This window comes from Immundisolibacter sp. (assembly GCF_028696615.1).
Taxonomy (GTDB): domain Bacteria; phylum Pseudomonadota; class Gammaproteobacteria; order Immundisolibacterales; family Immundisolibacteraceae; genus Immundisolibacter.
This window is the reverse complement of the sequence record NZ_JAQVGQ010000045.1, coordinates 1-14,422: the sequence shown is the minus strand read 5'-3', so window position 1 is coordinate 14,422 and position 14,422 is coordinate 1. Positions and strand designations below refer to the sequence as shown.

At 71.7% G+C, this 14,422-nt stretch carries 12 protein-coding genes; 10 read left to right on the top strand and 2 right to left on the bottom strand.

Going from position 1 to position 14,422, the window contains the following annotated elements:
- Together galE and PHC73_RS04830 are read right to left on the bottom strand one after the other, a co-directional pair.
- A partial coding sequence (gene galE / locus PHC73_RS04835; protein ID WP_300125127.1) for a UDP-glucose 4-epimerase GalE occupies window positions 1-607 on the bottom strand: 607 nt, incomplete at its 3' end.
- 54 nt (window positions 608-661) lie between these two features.
- The gene (locus PHC73_RS04830) at window positions 662-1,048 is read right to left on the bottom strand and encodes an HIRAN domain-containing protein (RefSeq protein ID WP_300125124.1); all 387 of its coding nucleotides are present in this window, start codon (window positions 1,046-1,048) and stop codon (window positions 662-664) included.
- A 190-nt stretch (window positions 1,049-1,238) separates the two neighbouring features.
- On the opposite strand from PHC73_RS04830, the gene PHC73_RS04825 reads away from it, so the two are divergent.
- From PHC73_RS04825 to PHC73_RS04780, 10 genes are all read left to right on the top strand, one after another.
- Window positions 1,239-2,111 (top strand): DMT family transporter, encoded by an 873-nt coding sequence (locus PHC73_RS04825; protein ID WP_300125121.1) that lies wholly within the window; start codon window positions 1,239-1,241, stop codon window positions 2,109-2,111.
- A gap of 290 nt (window positions 2,112-2,401) precedes the next feature.
- A complete protein-coding gene (locus tag PHC73_RS04820) occupies window positions 2,402-3,874 on the top strand; it encodes a circularly permuted type 2 ATP-grasp protein (protein ID WP_300125118.1) in 1,473 nt (490 codons plus the stop codon).
- Window positions 3,874-4,812, top strand: coding sequence for an alpha-E domain-containing protein (locus PHC73_RS04815; RefSeq protein WP_300125115.1), 939 nt, complete (start codon window positions 3,874-3,876; stop codon window positions 4,810-4,812). The genes PHC73_RS04820 and PHC73_RS04815 overlap by 1 nt, the downstream gene beginning before the upstream one ends.
- A 5-nt stretch (window positions 4,813-4,817) precedes the next feature.
- Window positions 4,818-8,165 (top strand): DUF2126 domain-containing protein, encoded by a 3,348-nt coding sequence (locus PHC73_RS04810; RefSeq protein ID WP_300125112.1) that lies wholly within the window; start codon window positions 4,818-4,820, stop codon window positions 8,163-8,165.
- A gap of 17 nt (window positions 8,166-8,182) precedes the next feature.
- Complete coding sequence (locus tag PHC73_RS04805; RefSeq protein ID WP_300125109.1) at window positions 8,183-10,642, top strand: circularly permuted type 2 ATP-grasp protein; 2,460 nt, start codon at window positions 8,183-8,185, stop codon at window positions 10,640-10,642.
- Window positions 10,639-11,535: a transglutaminase family protein gene (locus PHC73_RS04800; protein WP_300125106.1), complete on the top strand. Its 897-nt coding sequence runs from the start codon at window positions 10,639-10,641 to the stop codon at window positions 11,533-11,535. Before PHC73_RS04805 ends, PHC73_RS04800 begins: the two co-directional genes overlap by 4 nt.
- On the top strand, window positions 11,535-12,245 hold the full coding sequence (locus tag PHC73_RS04795; RefSeq protein ID WP_300125103.1) for a DUF2470 domain-containing protein: 711 nt from the start codon (window positions 11,535-11,537) through the stop codon (window positions 12,243-12,245). The genes PHC73_RS04800 and PHC73_RS04795 overlap by 1 nt, the downstream gene beginning before the upstream one ends.
- Before the next feature lie 111 nt (window positions 12,246-12,356).
- Entirely contained in the window at window positions 12,357-13,160 is an 804-nt protein-coding gene (locus PHC73_RS04790) for a fumarylacetoacetate hydrolase family protein (protein ID WP_300125101.1), read from the top strand.
- A 116-nt stretch (window positions 13,161-13,276) separates the two neighbouring features.
- Complete coding sequence (locus PHC73_RS04785; RefSeq protein WP_300125098.1) at window positions 13,277-13,891, top strand: TetR/AcrR family transcriptional regulator; 615 nt, start codon at window positions 13,277-13,279, stop codon at window positions 13,889-13,891.
- 86 nt (window positions 13,892-13,977) lie between these two features.
- Window positions 13,978-14,422, top strand: a 445-nt coding sequence (locus PHC73_RS04780) for a glutathione S-transferase family protein (protein ID WP_300125095.1), incomplete at its 3' end; no start/stop codon positions are given.

Sequence of the window (14,422 nt, the reverse complement as noted above, 5' to 3'; positions counted from 1 at the left end):
GCTCGCGCTTGCCGCAGGCCAGCTCGCAGGCCACCTTGATCAGGTGCGTGGCGGCCGGCGTGGCCTGGCCCAGACGCCCGCCCGGGTCGGCGCCGGCCACGTTGAAATAGCGCAGCGTGACGTGGCCCAGCGCGCCGGTGGCGGCCAGGTCGCGGATCATCCATTCGCTCATCAGCTTGGAGCTGCCGTAGGGGTTGATGGGCAGCAGCGGCGCGGTTTCGGCCACCGGAATGTGCTCGGGGTTGCCGTACACGGCGGCGGTGGAGGAGAACACCAGCCGGCGCACGCCGTGGCGCGCCATCGCCTGCAGCAGGCCGAGCGTGTTGCGCGTGTTGTTGGCGTAGTACTTGAGCGGGTCGGCCACCGATTCGGGCACCACGATGTGGGCGGCGAAGTGCAGCACGGCGTCGAACCGCCCGGCCTCGAGCGTGGCATCGAGGCGCGCGGTGTCGGCCAGGTCGGCCTCGATGAGCGGCGCGCCCAGCGTGGCCCAGCGAAAGCCGGTGCCGAGGTTGTCGTAGACGGTCACGTCGTGGCCGGCCTCAACCAGCTGGCGGGTGACGTGGCTGCCGATGTAGCCGGCGCCGCCGGTGACGAGCACACGCATGGGCGATTCCTGTTGGATGGGCGGGGCGCCGATGATACGAAAGCCCTGCCCGATTCAGCGTCTTGCCGGGCGGCTTTTGCCGGCCGGCAGCAGTTGCAGGCGCAGCAGCAGCCGGCCGCCGCGCTGGGCGTCGGCGCCCAGCGCGGCGATGCTCGCGCGCAGCGCGCGGCCCTGGTCCAGCCAGCGGGCCACGGCGGCGTTGTCGGTGCGCGGCAGGTAGCCGAGTTTTTCCTGCCGGTAGTAGACGGCCACGGCCTGCGGGTCGTGGCGGTTCCACGGTTCGCGGCGCAGGCGCAGCTCGAGGCCGGGTTTGAGAAACGGCCAGATGCCGCCGGCGCGGTGGTGGCGAAAGCCGGCCAGCGGCAGCTCGAACGGCGGCAGCGGCGGCTCGCCGGCGAGCAGGCGGGCCAACAGGCGCGCGGGGTGCAGCGACAGTGCCATGGCGAGTCTCCTGGGGTGACGGGCTGCCAGGCATGGTAGGCGGGCGGTGTCTTGAATCCTGAGACACTGGCGGGCCGGGGCGGGAATTTTTTTTGATCTCGCCGTCGATTGGATGCGCCGAGCCGTGCACCATCCGCGCCTGAAGCCGCTCCTGTGGCGGGGAAAACGCTTTTTTGAGGAGACAAACCGCGTGTCGCGTTCTCTCATCGCCCGTCATCCGCACCTGGCGCTGGTCGCGCTGATCCTGGTCTGGGGCGTCGGCTATCCGATCATGAAGGTGGGCCTCGCCTACTGCCCGCCGTTGCTGTTCGCCGGGCTGCGCGCGGTCGGCGGCGGGCTGCTGCTGGCGGCGGCGGCGCTGCGTGCCGGCGAGTCGCCGGACCTGGCCGGCACCTGGTCGGCGCTGCTGGTGAGCGCGCTGTGCAACGTGGTGTTGTTTTTTGGCCTGTCGACGCTGTCGGTGCAGTTGCTGCCGGCCGGCATCGCCTCGGTGGTGCTGTATCTGCAGCCGATCTTCATCGCCGGGCTGGCGCACCTGTGGCTGGGCGAGCGTCTGACGCGCACCAGAATGGCCGGTCTGCTGCTCGGTTTCGGTGGGGTGGCGGCCATCATGGTGCACGGCGCGGGCGGCAGCCTGTCGCCGGCCGGGCTGGCCTATGGCGTGGGGTCCGCCGCCGCCTGGGCGGTCGGCACGGTGGCGTTCAAGCGCGCCGCGCCGCGGTCGATTCTGTGGTTCATCGCGCTGCCGTTTCTGCTGGGCGGGCTGTGCATCGTGGTCGGCGGGCTGGCGCTTGGCGAGCGCTGGGCGGACATCGCCTGGAATCCGGTGTTCGTGCTGGTGCTGGCGTATGGCGCGGCGGTGGGATTGGCGCTGTCGTGGACGCTGTGGCTGGCGCTGGTGGCGGCCGGCGAGGCCTCGCGCATGGCCGGCAACACGTTTCTGGTGCCGCTGGTGTCGGTGCTGACCGGCACGCTGGTTTTGGGCGAGCCGCTGACGGTTACGCTGGCCCTCGGCGGCGCGGCGGTGATCGGCGGGGTGTATCTGGTCAACCGGGGGCGATAGGGAAGCGTGAACCCGTCCCTGTCCCCAAGCGGCTGGACCCTCAGCCCTGCCCCTCTCCCGCGTGCGGGAGAGGGTGGCCGCGAGGCCGGGACAGGGTGCGGCAGGGCGTTGCCTAAGGCCGCTACAGGGCGCGCCGGTGCCGCCGCTTGCCCTTGGCACGATGCGTGCCTTTCCATCCGGTGCCCACGTCAGCACCGGAGCCTCAGGACATGGCCAACGCCGAGCCGCTGTTTCGTCGACCGGGGCGCCCGCCGGCGCCCCCGAACGTCACCCCGATCGGACGTAAGCCCATGCGGATCGACTGGAACCACTACGACCCCGGCCAGCACTTCGACGAGCTGATCGCCGCCGCAGGTCAGCCACGCCCCGCGGCGCGCGCGCTGGCGCAGTACCTGCGGGCGCTGTCGGACCAGGAGCTGGCGGCGCGCAAGGCAGCGGCGGAGCTCGCCATCGTGGAGATGGGCATCACCTTCACCGTCTACTCGGAAGGCCAGAACATCGACCGCGCCTGGCCGTTCGACATCATCCCGCGCGTGATCGCCGCCGCCGAGTGGGCGCGCATCGAGCGCGGCCTCGCGCAGCGCCTGACGGCGCTGAACCACTTCATCGACGACGTCTACGGCGACCAGAAGATCATCAAGGACAGGGTGTTCCCGGCCGAGCTGCTGGCCAAGTCGGCCAACTTTCGCCCGCAGTGCGTGGGCGTGCGCCCGGCGTATGGGGTGTGGGCGCACGTCTGCGGCAGCGATCTGGTGCGCGACGCCGACGGCTCCGTGTACGTGCTGGAGGACAACCTGCGCGTGCCGTCCGGCGTGTCGTACATGCTCGAGAACCGCGTGGTGATGAAGCGCGTGTTCCCGGAGCTGTTCGAGAACCAGGCCATCGCGCCGGTGGACGCCTACCCGACGCAGTTGTTCGACACGCTGGCCGCCATCTCGCCGCGCCCGCTCGACTACCCGCAGGTGGCGGTGCTGACGCCGGGCATCTACAACTCGGCCTATTTCGAGCACGCGTTCCTGGCCCAGCGCATGGGCGCCGAGCTGGTGGAGGGCAGTGATCTTGTGGTCGGCGACGACGACTGCGTGTACATGCGCACCATCGAGGGCCTGGCGCGGGTGGACGTGATCTACCGCCGCGTGGACGATCTGTTCCTGGACCCCGAGGTGTTCCGCGCCGACTCGCAGCTCGGCGTGCCGGGCCTGATGCGCGCCTGGACGCGCGGCAAGGTGGCACTCGCCAACGCGCCCGGCGCCGGCGTGGCGGACGACAAGGTGGTGTACGCCTACGTGCCGGACATGATCCGCTACTACCTCGGCGAGGAGCCGATCATCCCGAACGTGCCGACCTACCTGTGCCACGAGCCGAAGTCGCTGGACTACGTGCTCTCGCACCTGCACGAACTGGTGGTCAAGCCGGCCAACGAGTCCGGCGGCTACGGGCTTTTGATCGGCCCGCAGGCGAGCCGCCGCCAGCGCGCCGAGTTCGCGGCGAGACTCAAGGCCGACCCGCGCAATTACATCGCCCAGCCGACGCTGGATCTTTCGACCGTGCCGACGCTGTGCGACGGGCGCCTGGAGCCGCGGCACGTGGACCTGCGGCCGTTCATCCTGCAGGCCGACCGCACGCACGTGACCGCCGGCGGCCTCACGCGCGTGGCGCTGCGCCGCGGCTCGCTGGTGGTCAACTCGTCCCAGGGCGGCGGCAGCAAGGACACCTGGGTCGTCGACGGCAGCGCCGACACGGTCGACCCGGCGGCCGACTGATGCTGTCGCGCGTCGCCGAGCGCGTGTACTGGACCGCGCGTTATCTGGAACGGGCCGAGAACACCGCGCGCCTGGTCGGCGTGTACACCAACCTGCTGCTGGACCTGCCCCGGGGCTACACGGTCGGCTGGCACACGCTGATCGGCATCGCCGGCGCCGAGGAGCCGTTCCGGCACAGCTACGCGCAGGCCGACGAGCGCAGCGTGGTGCGTTTTCTGCTGACCGACACGGCCAATCCCTCGTCGGTGCTGTCGGCGCTGGCCGGCGCGCGCGAAAACGCCCGCACCACCCGCGACCTGTTCCCGGCCGAGGCCTGGGAGGCGGTCAACGAGCTGCACCTGTACGCCCGCGAGCACGCCACTGACGGCGTCAACCGCAGCCAGCGGCACGATTACCTCGCGCAGATCACGGTCGGCTGCCAGCGCCTGGCGGGCCTGTTCGCCGGCACCATGAGTCACGATGCGGCCTACGACTTTCTGCGCCTGGGGCGCGACCTCGAGCGCGCCGACATGACCACGCGCATCCTGGACGTGGGCGTCGCCACGCTGCAGGAGCAGGACGGCGCCGACAGCGCGCTGCTGTCCACGCTGTGGGTCAACGTGCTGCGCTCGCTGTCGGCGTACCAGATGTATCGCCGCCACGTGCGCGCGCCGGTGAACGGCCGCGACGTGGCGGCCTTCCTGCTGCGCGATGCGCAGTTTCCGCGCGCCGTGCGCTACTGCGTGGACGAGCTCACCGCCGCGCTCGGCCGGCTGCCGCGCGGCGAGGCGCCGCTGGCGGCGGCGGCGCGCATCGGCCGCATGCTGACCGAGACCGATCCCAGGCTCATCGACCGCGCCGAGCTGCACCGCTTCATCGACGAGCTGCAGCTCGAACTCGGCCACCTGCACGACGCCATCGCCGCCACCTGGTTCCCGGCCCCAGTGCCGGCGGAGTAACTGTCATGGCCATCCGCGTCGCCATCGAGCACTACACCGAGTACCGCTTCGACCGGCCGGTCACCATCCACCCGCACGTGCTGCGCCTGCGCCCGGCGCCGCACAGCCGCACGCCGATCAGCGCCTACAGCCTGCGCGTGGAGCCGGCCGGGCACTTCATCAACTGGCAGCAGGACGCGTTCGGCAATTACCTGGCGCGGCTGGTGTTCCCGAAGCCGGCGCGGCGGCTCGCCATCACGGTGGAGGTGATCGCCGAGCTCGCCACCATCAACCCGTTCGACTTTTTCGTCGAGGAGTACGCCGAGAACTACCCGTTCGCCTACCCGCCGGCGCTGGCGGCGGATCTCGCCCCGTACCTGCGCTGCGCCGAACACGGCCCGTTGCTCGACGCCTGGCTGGCCGGCGTGGGCCGGCGCTCGCAGCCGATCGTGGGTTTTCTGGTGGCGCTGAACCAGCGCCTGCAACGCGACATCGCCTACAGCGTGCGCCTGGAGCCCGGCGTGCAGAGCTGCGAGCAGACGCTCGCCCGGCGCGTGGGCTCGTGCCGCGACAGTGGCTGGCTGCTGGTGCAGATCCTGCGTCATCTGGGACTGGCCGCGCGCTTCGTGTCGGGCTATCTGGTGCAGCTCGCGCCGGACCAGAAATCGCTCGACGGGCCGTCCGGTCCCGAGCAGGATTTCACGGACCTGCATGCCTGGGCCGAGGTGTACGTGCCGGGCGCCGGCTGGCTGGGGCTCGACCCGACCTCCGGCCTGTTCGCCGGCGAGGGCCACATCCCGCTCGCTTGCACGGCCGAGCCGGCCAGCGCCGCGCCGGTGGAAGGCGCGACCGACCCGTGCGAAGTCGAGTTCGATTTCTACAACACGGTGACGCGCATCCACGAGGACCCGCGCGTCACCAAGCCCTACAGCGAGCACCAGTGGGCGGCCATGCTGGCGCTCGGTCGGCAGGTGGATGCGGACCTCGTCGCCGGTGATGTGCGCCTGACGCAGGGCGGCGAGCCGACCTTCGTGTCGGTGGACGACATGGACGGCGCCGAGTGGACGGTGGCCGCCGACGGCCCGCACAAGCGCGAGCGCGCGCGCGACCTGATGCGCCGGCTGTGGCAGCGCTACGCGCCGGGCGGCGTGCTGCACTTCGGGCAGGGCAAGTGGTACCCGGGCGAGGTGCTGCCGCGCTGGGCGCTCGGCTGCTTCTGGCGCAAGGACGGCGTGCCGCTGTGGCGCGAGCCCGCGCTGCTGGCCGACTTCGACCGCGACTACGGGCACGATCTGCCGGCCGCGCAGCGCCTCGCCGACGCGCTCGCCGGGCATCTTGGCGTGCCGGCGCGGTACTGGATGCCGGCCTTCGAGGACGCGTTTCATTACCTGTGGCAGGAAGGCCAGCTGCCGGTCGACGTCGATCCACTGAAGGCCGATCTCGACTCCCCGGCCGAGCGTCGGCGCCTGGCGCAACTGCTCGGGCGCGGCCTTGGCACGCCGTCCGGGCTGGTGCTGCCGCTGCACTGGGACTGGTCGCGCGGCGGCTGGCGCTCCGGCCCCTGGCCGCTGCGGCGGGATCATTTGTATCTGCTGCCGGGCGACTCGCCGCTCGGCCTTCGTCTGCCGCTCGACAGCCTGCCGGCGCAGGCGCGGCGCGAGCTGCCGCAGCCGCCGCAGCTGTTCGAGCCGCGCCCGCCGCTCGGCGATCCCTACGGCGAGGTGGCGCGCCGCTACAGCGCGTTTGTGCCGCACCCGACTGGGCCCGACTACCTCGGCGACGACCACGGCGACGAGGCGGTCATCCACACCGCGCTGTGCATCGAGCCGCGCCAGGGCCGGCTGCACGTGTTCCTGCCGCCGCTGGGCGAGCTCGAACACTACGCCGAGCTGCTGGCCGCCATCGAGGCGAGCGCCGCGGCCTGCAAACTACCGGTGGTGCTGGAAGGCTACGAGCCGCCGCGGGATCTGCGCCTCGAACGGCTGCTGGTGACGCCGGACCCGGGCGTGATCGAGGTCAACATCCACCCGCAGGGCAGTTGGGACGAGCTGGTCGAGACCACCACCACGCTGTACGAACTCGCCCGGCAGGCGCGGCTCGGCACCGAGAAATTCATGCTGGATGGCCGCCATACCGGCACCGGTGGCGGCAACCACATCACACTCGGTGGCCCCACGCCGGCCGACAGCCCGCTGCTGCGCCGGCCGGACCTGCTGCGCAGCCTGCTGACCTACTGGCAGCATCATCCGGGCTTGTCTTACCTGTTCTCGGGCCTGTTCATCGGCCCTACCAGCCAGGCGCCGCGCGTCGACGAGGCGCGCCACGAGAGCCTGTACGAGCTCGACATCGCCTTTCAGCAGATGCCCCAAGGGGAAGTGCCGGCGCCGTGGCTGGTGGACCGCCTGCTGCGCAACCTGCTGGTCGACATCACCGGCAACACGCACCGGGCCGAGTTCTGCATCGACAAGCTGTACGCGCCCGGCAGCGCCAGCGGGCGGCTGGGCCTGCTCGAACTGCGCGCCTTCGAGATGCCGCCGCATGCGCAGATGGCGCTGTTCCAGTCGCTGCTGCTGCGGGCGCTGGTGGCGCGTTTCTGGAAGACGCCGTACCGCCAGCCGCTGACGCGTTGGGGCACGGCGCTGCACGACCGCTTCATGCTGCCGCACTACGTGGCGGCCGATGTGCGCGAAGTGCTGGCCGAGCTGCGGCAGGCGGGCTATCCGTTCCAGGACGACTGGCTGGCGCCGTTTCTCGAGTTCCGCTTCCCGCATCTGGGCAGCGTGCAGGTGGATGATCTGACGCTCGAACTGCGCACGGCGCTCGAACCCTGGCACGTGCTGGGCGAGGAGGCGACCTCCGGCGGCACGGCGCGCTTCGTCGACTCGTCGGTCGAGCGCCTGCAGGTGCGCCTCACGGGCGCCGCCGACGGCCGCTACGTGGTCGCCTGCAACGGCCGCCAGGTGCCGCTCACGGCCACCGGCACGCGCGGCGAGTTCGTGGCCGGCGTGCGCTACCGGGCCTGGAACCCGCCGTCGGCGCTGCACCCGACCATCGCGCCGCACTCGCCGCTGGTGTTCGACCTCATCGACACCTGGAACGGGCGGGCCATCGGCGGCTGCACGTACCACGTGGCGCATCCCGGCGGGCGCAACTACACGACGTTCCCGGTCAACGCCTACGAGGCCGAGGGCCGGCGCATCATGCGGTTCTGGAATTACGGCCACACGCCGGGCGTCATCACGCCGCCGCCGCCGGTGTCCGCGCTCGGCCGCTTTTTGCCGCACGGCAGCCTGCCGCCGCCGCTCGCGCCGCCCGCCGAGGCGGTGAACACCGACTACCCGCACACGCTCGACTTGCGCTGGCGACCGGCCTGACGGCGACAATTCGTGCCATGCACGGCCAACACGACCCGATGCCGGCGAGCGATCGCCCGCCGCCGGTATCCGACAGTCCCGACGCGCCGCCGCACGGGCAGCGTGTGCCCGAAGCGCTGACCGAGGCGCTGCGGGCGCTCGGTGCGAGCGGCTTGGCGCAGCGCGCGGCCCTGGCCAGGCGCCTGCTGCACGAATCCGGCGCCAGCTACAACGTCTACCGGGCCGGCGTCGAGCGCCAGCCGTGGCCGCTCGACGTGGCGCCGCTGCTGATCGCGAGCGACCAGTGGGCCGCCATCGAAGCCGGTCTGGCGCAGCGCGCGGAGCTGCTGAACCTGCTGCTGAGTGACCTGTACGGCCCGCGCGAGACGCTGCGCCGCGGCCTGTTGCCGCCGGCGCTGGTGTTCGGACACGGCGGCTTTCTGCGCGCCTGCCAGGACATCCGCCTGCCGTACGCGCACCAGCTGCCGCTGTATGCGGCCGATCTGGCGCGCGACCGCGACGGGCGGGTGTGGGTGCTGGCCGACCGCACGCAGGCGCCGTCGGGTCTCGGCTACGCGCTCGAGAACCGCCGCGTCACCGCGCGTGTGCTGCCGAGCCTGTACCGGCAGGCGCAGGTGCACCGCCACGAGCCGTTCCTGCGCGCGCTGCGCGCCAATCTCGCCGCCGCCGCGCCGGCTGCCGCGCGGCACGATCCGGCGCTGGCGCTGCTGACGCCAGGCGCACGCAACGAAACCTACTTCGAGCACGCGCTGTTGGCGGCCCGGCTCGGTCTGCAGCTGGTGGAGGGGGCGGACCTGGTGATGCGCGGCGGGCGGCTGCAGCTGCGCGCGCTGCAGGGGCTGCGCCCGGTCGACGTGCTGTGGCGGCGCGTGGACGACGCCTGGTGCGATCCGCTCGAACTGCGCCCGGACTCGGTGCTGGGCGTGCCGGGGCTGGTGGAAGCCGCGCGCCGCCGCCAGGTGAGCGTCATCAACCCGCTCGGCAGCGGCGTGCTGGAAAACCCCGCGCTCGGTGCGTATCTGCCGGCGCTGGCGCGGCATTTTCTGGGTGAGGAGCTGCGCCTGCCGGGCGTGGAGAGCTTCTGGTGCGGCGATCCCAAGCACCTGTCGCACGTGCTCGAACACCTGCCGCGGCTGGTGATCAAGCGCCTGCAGCGGCGCGCCGGCGAGCGCGCGGTGTTCGGCGCGGACCTCGATCAGGCGCAGATCGACACCTGGCGGGCCCGCATCCGCGCACGGCCGGCCGAGTTCGCCGCGCAGGCCATGATCGCACCGCTGCCGGTGCCGTCCTTCACCGGCCGGGCGCTGGCGCGCCGGCCGCTGCTGCTGCGTGCCTTCCTGACCGCCGGCAACGACGGCTACCGCGTGCTGCCGGGCGGTTTTGCGCGCGTGGCGCCGCGCGCCGACACGCTTCTGATCAGTAACCAGGCCGGCGCCATGGGCAAGGACGTGTGGGTGCTGGCCAGCGAACCCGAGGCCGATGCCGTCGCTTTGGCGCCGATGCCGCCGGCCGAGCCCGGCGGCCTGCCGCGGCGCGCCGCCGAAAACCTGTTCTGGCTTGGCCGCTATCTGGAGCGCGCCCTGGCGGGTCTTGGCCTGCTGCGCCTGCTGCTGGAGCGGCTCGGCGATGGCGTCGGTGCGCCGCCGGCGCTGGCGCAGGCGCTCGCCCGGCTCACCGGCCAGCTGCTGCAGCCGGTCGACGAGGCCGGCGTGTCGGCGCTGCCGCGTCTGCACGCGCAGCTGTGCGACGCCGCGCGCCCCGGCAGCGTCGCTGTCGACCTGCAGGCGCTCGCGCAAGCCGCCGAGGCGGTGCGCGAGCAGTTGCCGGCCGAGGCGGCGCGGCTGCTGGCCGATGTGGGCGCGCCGCTGGCCGGTGTGACGGCCGATGCCACGGCGGACGAGCTGCGCGGCGCCGTGCAGGCCGTGCTGATGCCGCTGCTGGCGCTGCGCGGCGCGCTCGGCATGGGCATGGAGCGCAGCGACGGTTGGCATTTTCTGGCCCTCGGCGCCTGCATCGAGCGCGGCCAGAACCTGTGCGGCGTGCTGCGCGGCCTGTTGTGCGGCGCGCACGAGCCGGCCGCGGCAGCGGCGTTCGAGTTCGCCACCGGTGCGCCGCCGCACGCCGCGCCGGCAGCGCCGCTGCCGCTGCTCGAACGGTTGCTGCTGGACGCGCGCCAGCCGCGCGGCCTGCTGTGGCAGTTGCAGGGCGTCGAGCGGCACCTGTCGGCGCTGCCGAAACCCGGCGGTCGGCGCCCCGGCCGCGCCGAACGGCTGGCGCTGGAGGCGCTCACCCGCCTGCGCCTGCTCGATCCGGACAGCCTGCTGACGGCGGGCGAACTCGACCGGGTGGCGCTCGATCAGTTCCTCACGCGCGGCGATCATCTGCTGCGCGCGTTGTCCGACGTGCTGACCGCCGCGTACTTCCAGCCACCCGCCGCGCCGCACGCGCTGCTGGCGATGCCGCCCGAGCCTGCATGAACTACCGCATCGTGCACACCACCCGCTACCGCTACGCGCAGCCGGTGCTCGCCAGCTACAACGAGGCGCACCTGCTGCCGCGCAGCTTCGCCGGCCAGAGCGTGCGCGCGGCGAGTCTCGTCATCGACCCGCCGTGCCAGGACTACCGCGACCGGCAGGATTTTTTCGGCAACACGGCGAGCTACTTCGCGCTGCTCGAGGCGCACCAGGAGGTCACCATCACCGCCGTGAGCGAGGTGCAGCGCCAGCCGGCGCGCCGCCAGCTGAGCTTTGGTGATGGTCTCGACTGGCAGCAGGCGGCCACCCGCCTGACCCAGCCGGACGACCCGGACACGCTCGACGCGCTGCAGTTCTGCCTGGACTCGCCGCTGGTGCAGGCGGCGGTCGAGCTGGCCGACTACGCTCGGCCGAGCTTCGCGCCCGGCCGGCCGCTGGCGCAGGCGGCCGCTGAGCTGATGGCGCGCATCCACCGCGAGTTCGTCTACGACCCGGCCGCCACCGATGTCAGCACGCCGCCGCTGGAGGTACTGCGCAAGCGCCGCGGCGTGTGCCAGGACTTCGCGCACCTGGCCATCGGCTGCCTGCGCAGCCTGGGGCTCGCGGCGCGTTACGTGAGCGGCTACCTCGAAACCCTGCCGCCGCCTGGTCAGCCCAAGCTCACCGGCGCCGACGCCTCGCATGCCTGGGTGCAGGTGTACCTGCCGGGCGCCGGCTGGCAGGATTGGGATCCCACCAACGACCTGCAGCCGGCCGAGCGGCACGTCGTCACCGCCTGGGGGCGCGATTACAGCGACGTGGCGCCGCTGAAGGGCATCTTTTATGGCGGTGGCGACACGCACACGATCGAGGTCCAAGTCGACGTGACGGCGCTGTCCGAACCCCAGGAAACCTGATGTCCACCTCACCGACCGCCGGCGAATTCCTGCGTGCCCAGCGCTACGGCGTGCTGTCCAGCCACTCGCGCAGCGTGCCGGGCTACCCGTTCGGCTCGATCACGCCCTACGTGCTCAGCGCCGCCGGCGAGCCGGTGATCTACATCAGCACGCTGGCCGAGCACACGCGCAACATCGCCGCCGACCCGCGCGTGTCGCTGACCGTGTTCGACCCGGCCGACGCCGCCGACCCGCAGGCCGGAGCCCGCCTGACGTACCTGGCCGATGCCAGGGCCCTGACCGGCGAGGCCGCCGCCACGGCCGGCGCGCGTTACTACCGCTACTTTCCGGCCGCCCGCGCCTACGCCGACACGCACGACTTCGGCTTCTACGCGCTGCGCGCGGTGCGCCTGCGCTTCATCGGCGGCTTTGGCAAGATCGGCTGGATCGAGCCGGCCGACATCGACCTCGTAAACCCGCTGGCACCGGCCGAGGCCGACATCATCGAGCACATGAACCGCGACCACGCCGACGCGCTGCACGCCTACTGCCGGCACTTCTTCGGCCGCGCCGCGCAGCAGGTGGCGATGGTCGGCGTCGATCCGGGCGGCATCGATCTGCTGGCCGACGGCGTGGTGCTGCGCCTGCCGTTCGACGCGCGTGCCGACGACGTCGACGCCGTGCGCCGGCAGATCATCGCGCTGCTGCAGCGCACGCGCGCGGCGGGTTGAAAACGCGCGGCTGCCCTTTTCAACGGCCTGCCAGCCGGCCGCTGCCCGTACACTGGCGGCGGGCGCCGATCCAGTCCCCGGCGCCCGCAGCGCATCCGAGGAGGAGACCCCATGGCCCGCATTGCCCGCATCCAAACCGCCGCCGGTCCGCGGCACGCCCTGGAACAGCCGGACGGCCGGCTGATGCTGATCGAAGGCGATTTGTTCGGCGCCTGGCGCGCCACGGATGAGGTCGCGCCGGCGGATGCCGTGCGCCTGGCGCCGGTGCTGCCGCCCACCATTTATTGCATCGGCCTCAACTACCGCAAGCACGCCGAGGAAACCGGCGCCGCCATCCCGAAGTATCCGGTGCTGTTCATCAAGGCCCAGGCGGCGCTGCACCATCCCGAGCAGCCCATCCTCATCCCGACCCACGCGCCGAGCCACAAGGTGGATTACGAGTGCGAACTGGCGGTGGTGATCGGCCGGCCCGCCAAGAACGTGCGCGCCGCCGACGCGCTCGACTACGTGCTCGGCTACACCTGCGCCAACGACGTGTCGGCGCGCGACTGGCAGATGGAGTGGGGCGGCGGGCAGTTCTGCCGCGGCAAGTCGTTCGACACCTTCTGCCCGCTGGGGCCGGTGCTGGTCACCGCCGACGACATCCCGAACCCGAACGCGCTCGACATCCGCACCGTGCTGAACGGGCAGGTGGTGCAGTCGGCCAACACCAGCGACATGATCTTCGACGTGCCGACGCTGATCGAATTCCTGAGTGCCGACTGCACGCTCGAGCCCGGCAGCGTCATTCTCACCGGCACCCCGAGCGGCGTCGGCGCCGCCCGCAAGCCGCCGCTGTGGATGCAGCCCGGCGACGAGGTGCGGGTGGAAATCGACGGCATCGGCGTGCTGCGCAACCCGCTGGCGGCGTCCTGAGCATGCGCACGGGTTTTCGTGCGCAGACTTGCGGTAGCCCGGCGGGTAGGGGTAAGATGCAACCGACTGACCGACCGGTCCACCCCTGACCTCGGCCAGTTGCTCCGATAATGACAATGACCCCCCCTCCCAAACCTTGTCCCGCCGCCGTCCAACGAGTCCTCCGGGCGGCGGCGGAAATCTTTTCCAGCCAGGGTTACGACGCCGCCTCCATCAGCGCCATCGCCGAGCGCGCCGGCGTCAGCAAGGCCAACATTTTTCACCATTTCAAGAGCAAGGCGGCGCTGTACCAGCAGGTGCTGCGCGACGCCTGCCAGTCGTTCAGCGACGCCATCGACGCCGCCTCACGCATCGACGACGATGCCGCCAAGCGCCTGTGCAGCTACGCCCGCCAGCGCCTGTGCGACTACATCGAGGACCCCATGGCCAGCCGGCTGGTGCTGCGCGCGCTCACCAGTGACGGTGCCGACGCCGACATCCAGCCGGTGCGCGACGACTTCGCCGCCAGCTTCCATCGCCTGGTGGAGCTGATCCGCGCCGGCCAGCGCGCCGGCCAGTTGCGCGCCGACGTGAACCCCGCCCTGGTGGCCGTGCTGGTGAACGCCGGCAACGTGTTCTATGCCCAGACCCGGCCGCTGCTGCGGCACTTCGCGGACATCGACTTCGCCGACGACCCGCACAGCTACAGCGCGCAGATGATGGACATTCTGCTGCGCGGCATTCGCACGTAGCGGCGTTCGGCGGTCGCCCCGGCGGCCTATCATTGCGCGCCGGCCTTCCGGCCGGAGCAATCCCCCATTCCCCGAGGAGAGACGTCATGAAGCTTTATGGAGCCGCCTACAGCCGCGCCGGGCGCTGCATCTGGATGCTGGAAGAAATCGGCCAGCCGTACGAGCTCGACCCGGTCGACCCGCGCAGCGGCCGCACGCGTAGCCCGGAAATGCTCAAGCTGAATCCGAACGGCCACGTGCCGGTGCTGGAGGACGACGGCTACGTGATCTGGGAGTCGCTGGCGATCAACCAGTACCTGGCCGAGAAGACCGGCACCCTGTGGCCGGCCGGCGCGCAGGCGCACGGCCAGGTGGCGCAGTGGAGCCTGTGGGCGATGACCGAAGTCGAGCCGCACCTGGTCACTATGCTCATGCACATGATGTTCCTGCCCGAGGCGCAGCGCAGCCCGGCGGCCATCGACGAGGCCAAGGCGGCGCTTCGCAAGCCGATGCAGGTGCTGAACGACCACCTGGCCGCGCGCGCCTACCTGC

What these genes read in the sequence shown, in the direction of transcription:
- PHC73_RS04805 (WP_300125109.1), top strand. Translation starts at nt 8,183, where the DNA reads ATGCACGGCCAACACGACCCGATGCCGGCGAGCGATCGCCCGCCGCCG.
- PHC73_RS04800 (WP_300125106.1), top strand. Translation starts at nt 10,639, where the DNA reads ATGAACTACCGCATCGTGCACACCACCCGCTACCGCTACGCGCAGCCG.
- PHC73_RS04810 (WP_300125112.1), top strand. Translation starts at nt 4,818, where the DNA reads ATGGCCATCCGCGTCGCCATCGAGCACTACACCGAGTACCGCTTCGAC.
- PHC73_RS04790 (WP_300125101.1), top strand. Translation starts at nt 12,357, where the DNA reads ATGGCCCGCATTGCCCGCATCCAAACCGCCGCCGGTCCGCGGCACGCC.
- PHC73_RS04815 (WP_300125115.1), top strand. Translation starts at nt 3,874, where the DNA reads ATGCTGTCGCGCGTCGCCGAGCGCGTGTACTGGACCGCGCGTTATCTG.
- PHC73_RS04795 (WP_300125103.1), top strand. Translation starts at nt 11,535, where the DNA reads ATGTCCACCTCACCGACCGCCGGCGAATTCCTGCGTGCCCAGCGCTAC.
- PHC73_RS04785 (WP_300125098.1), top strand. Translation starts at nt 13,277, where the DNA reads ATGACCCCCCCTCCCAAACCTTGTCCCGCCGCCGTCCAACGAGTCCTC.
- PHC73_RS04830 (WP_300125124.1), bottom strand. Translation starts at nt 1,048, where the DNA reads ATGGCACTGTCGCTGCACCCCGCGCGCCTGTTGGCCCGCCTGCTCGCC.
- PHC73_RS04820 (WP_300125118.1), top strand. Translation starts at nt 2,402, where the DNA reads ATGCGGATCGACTGGAACCACTACGACCCCGGCCAGCACTTCGACGAG.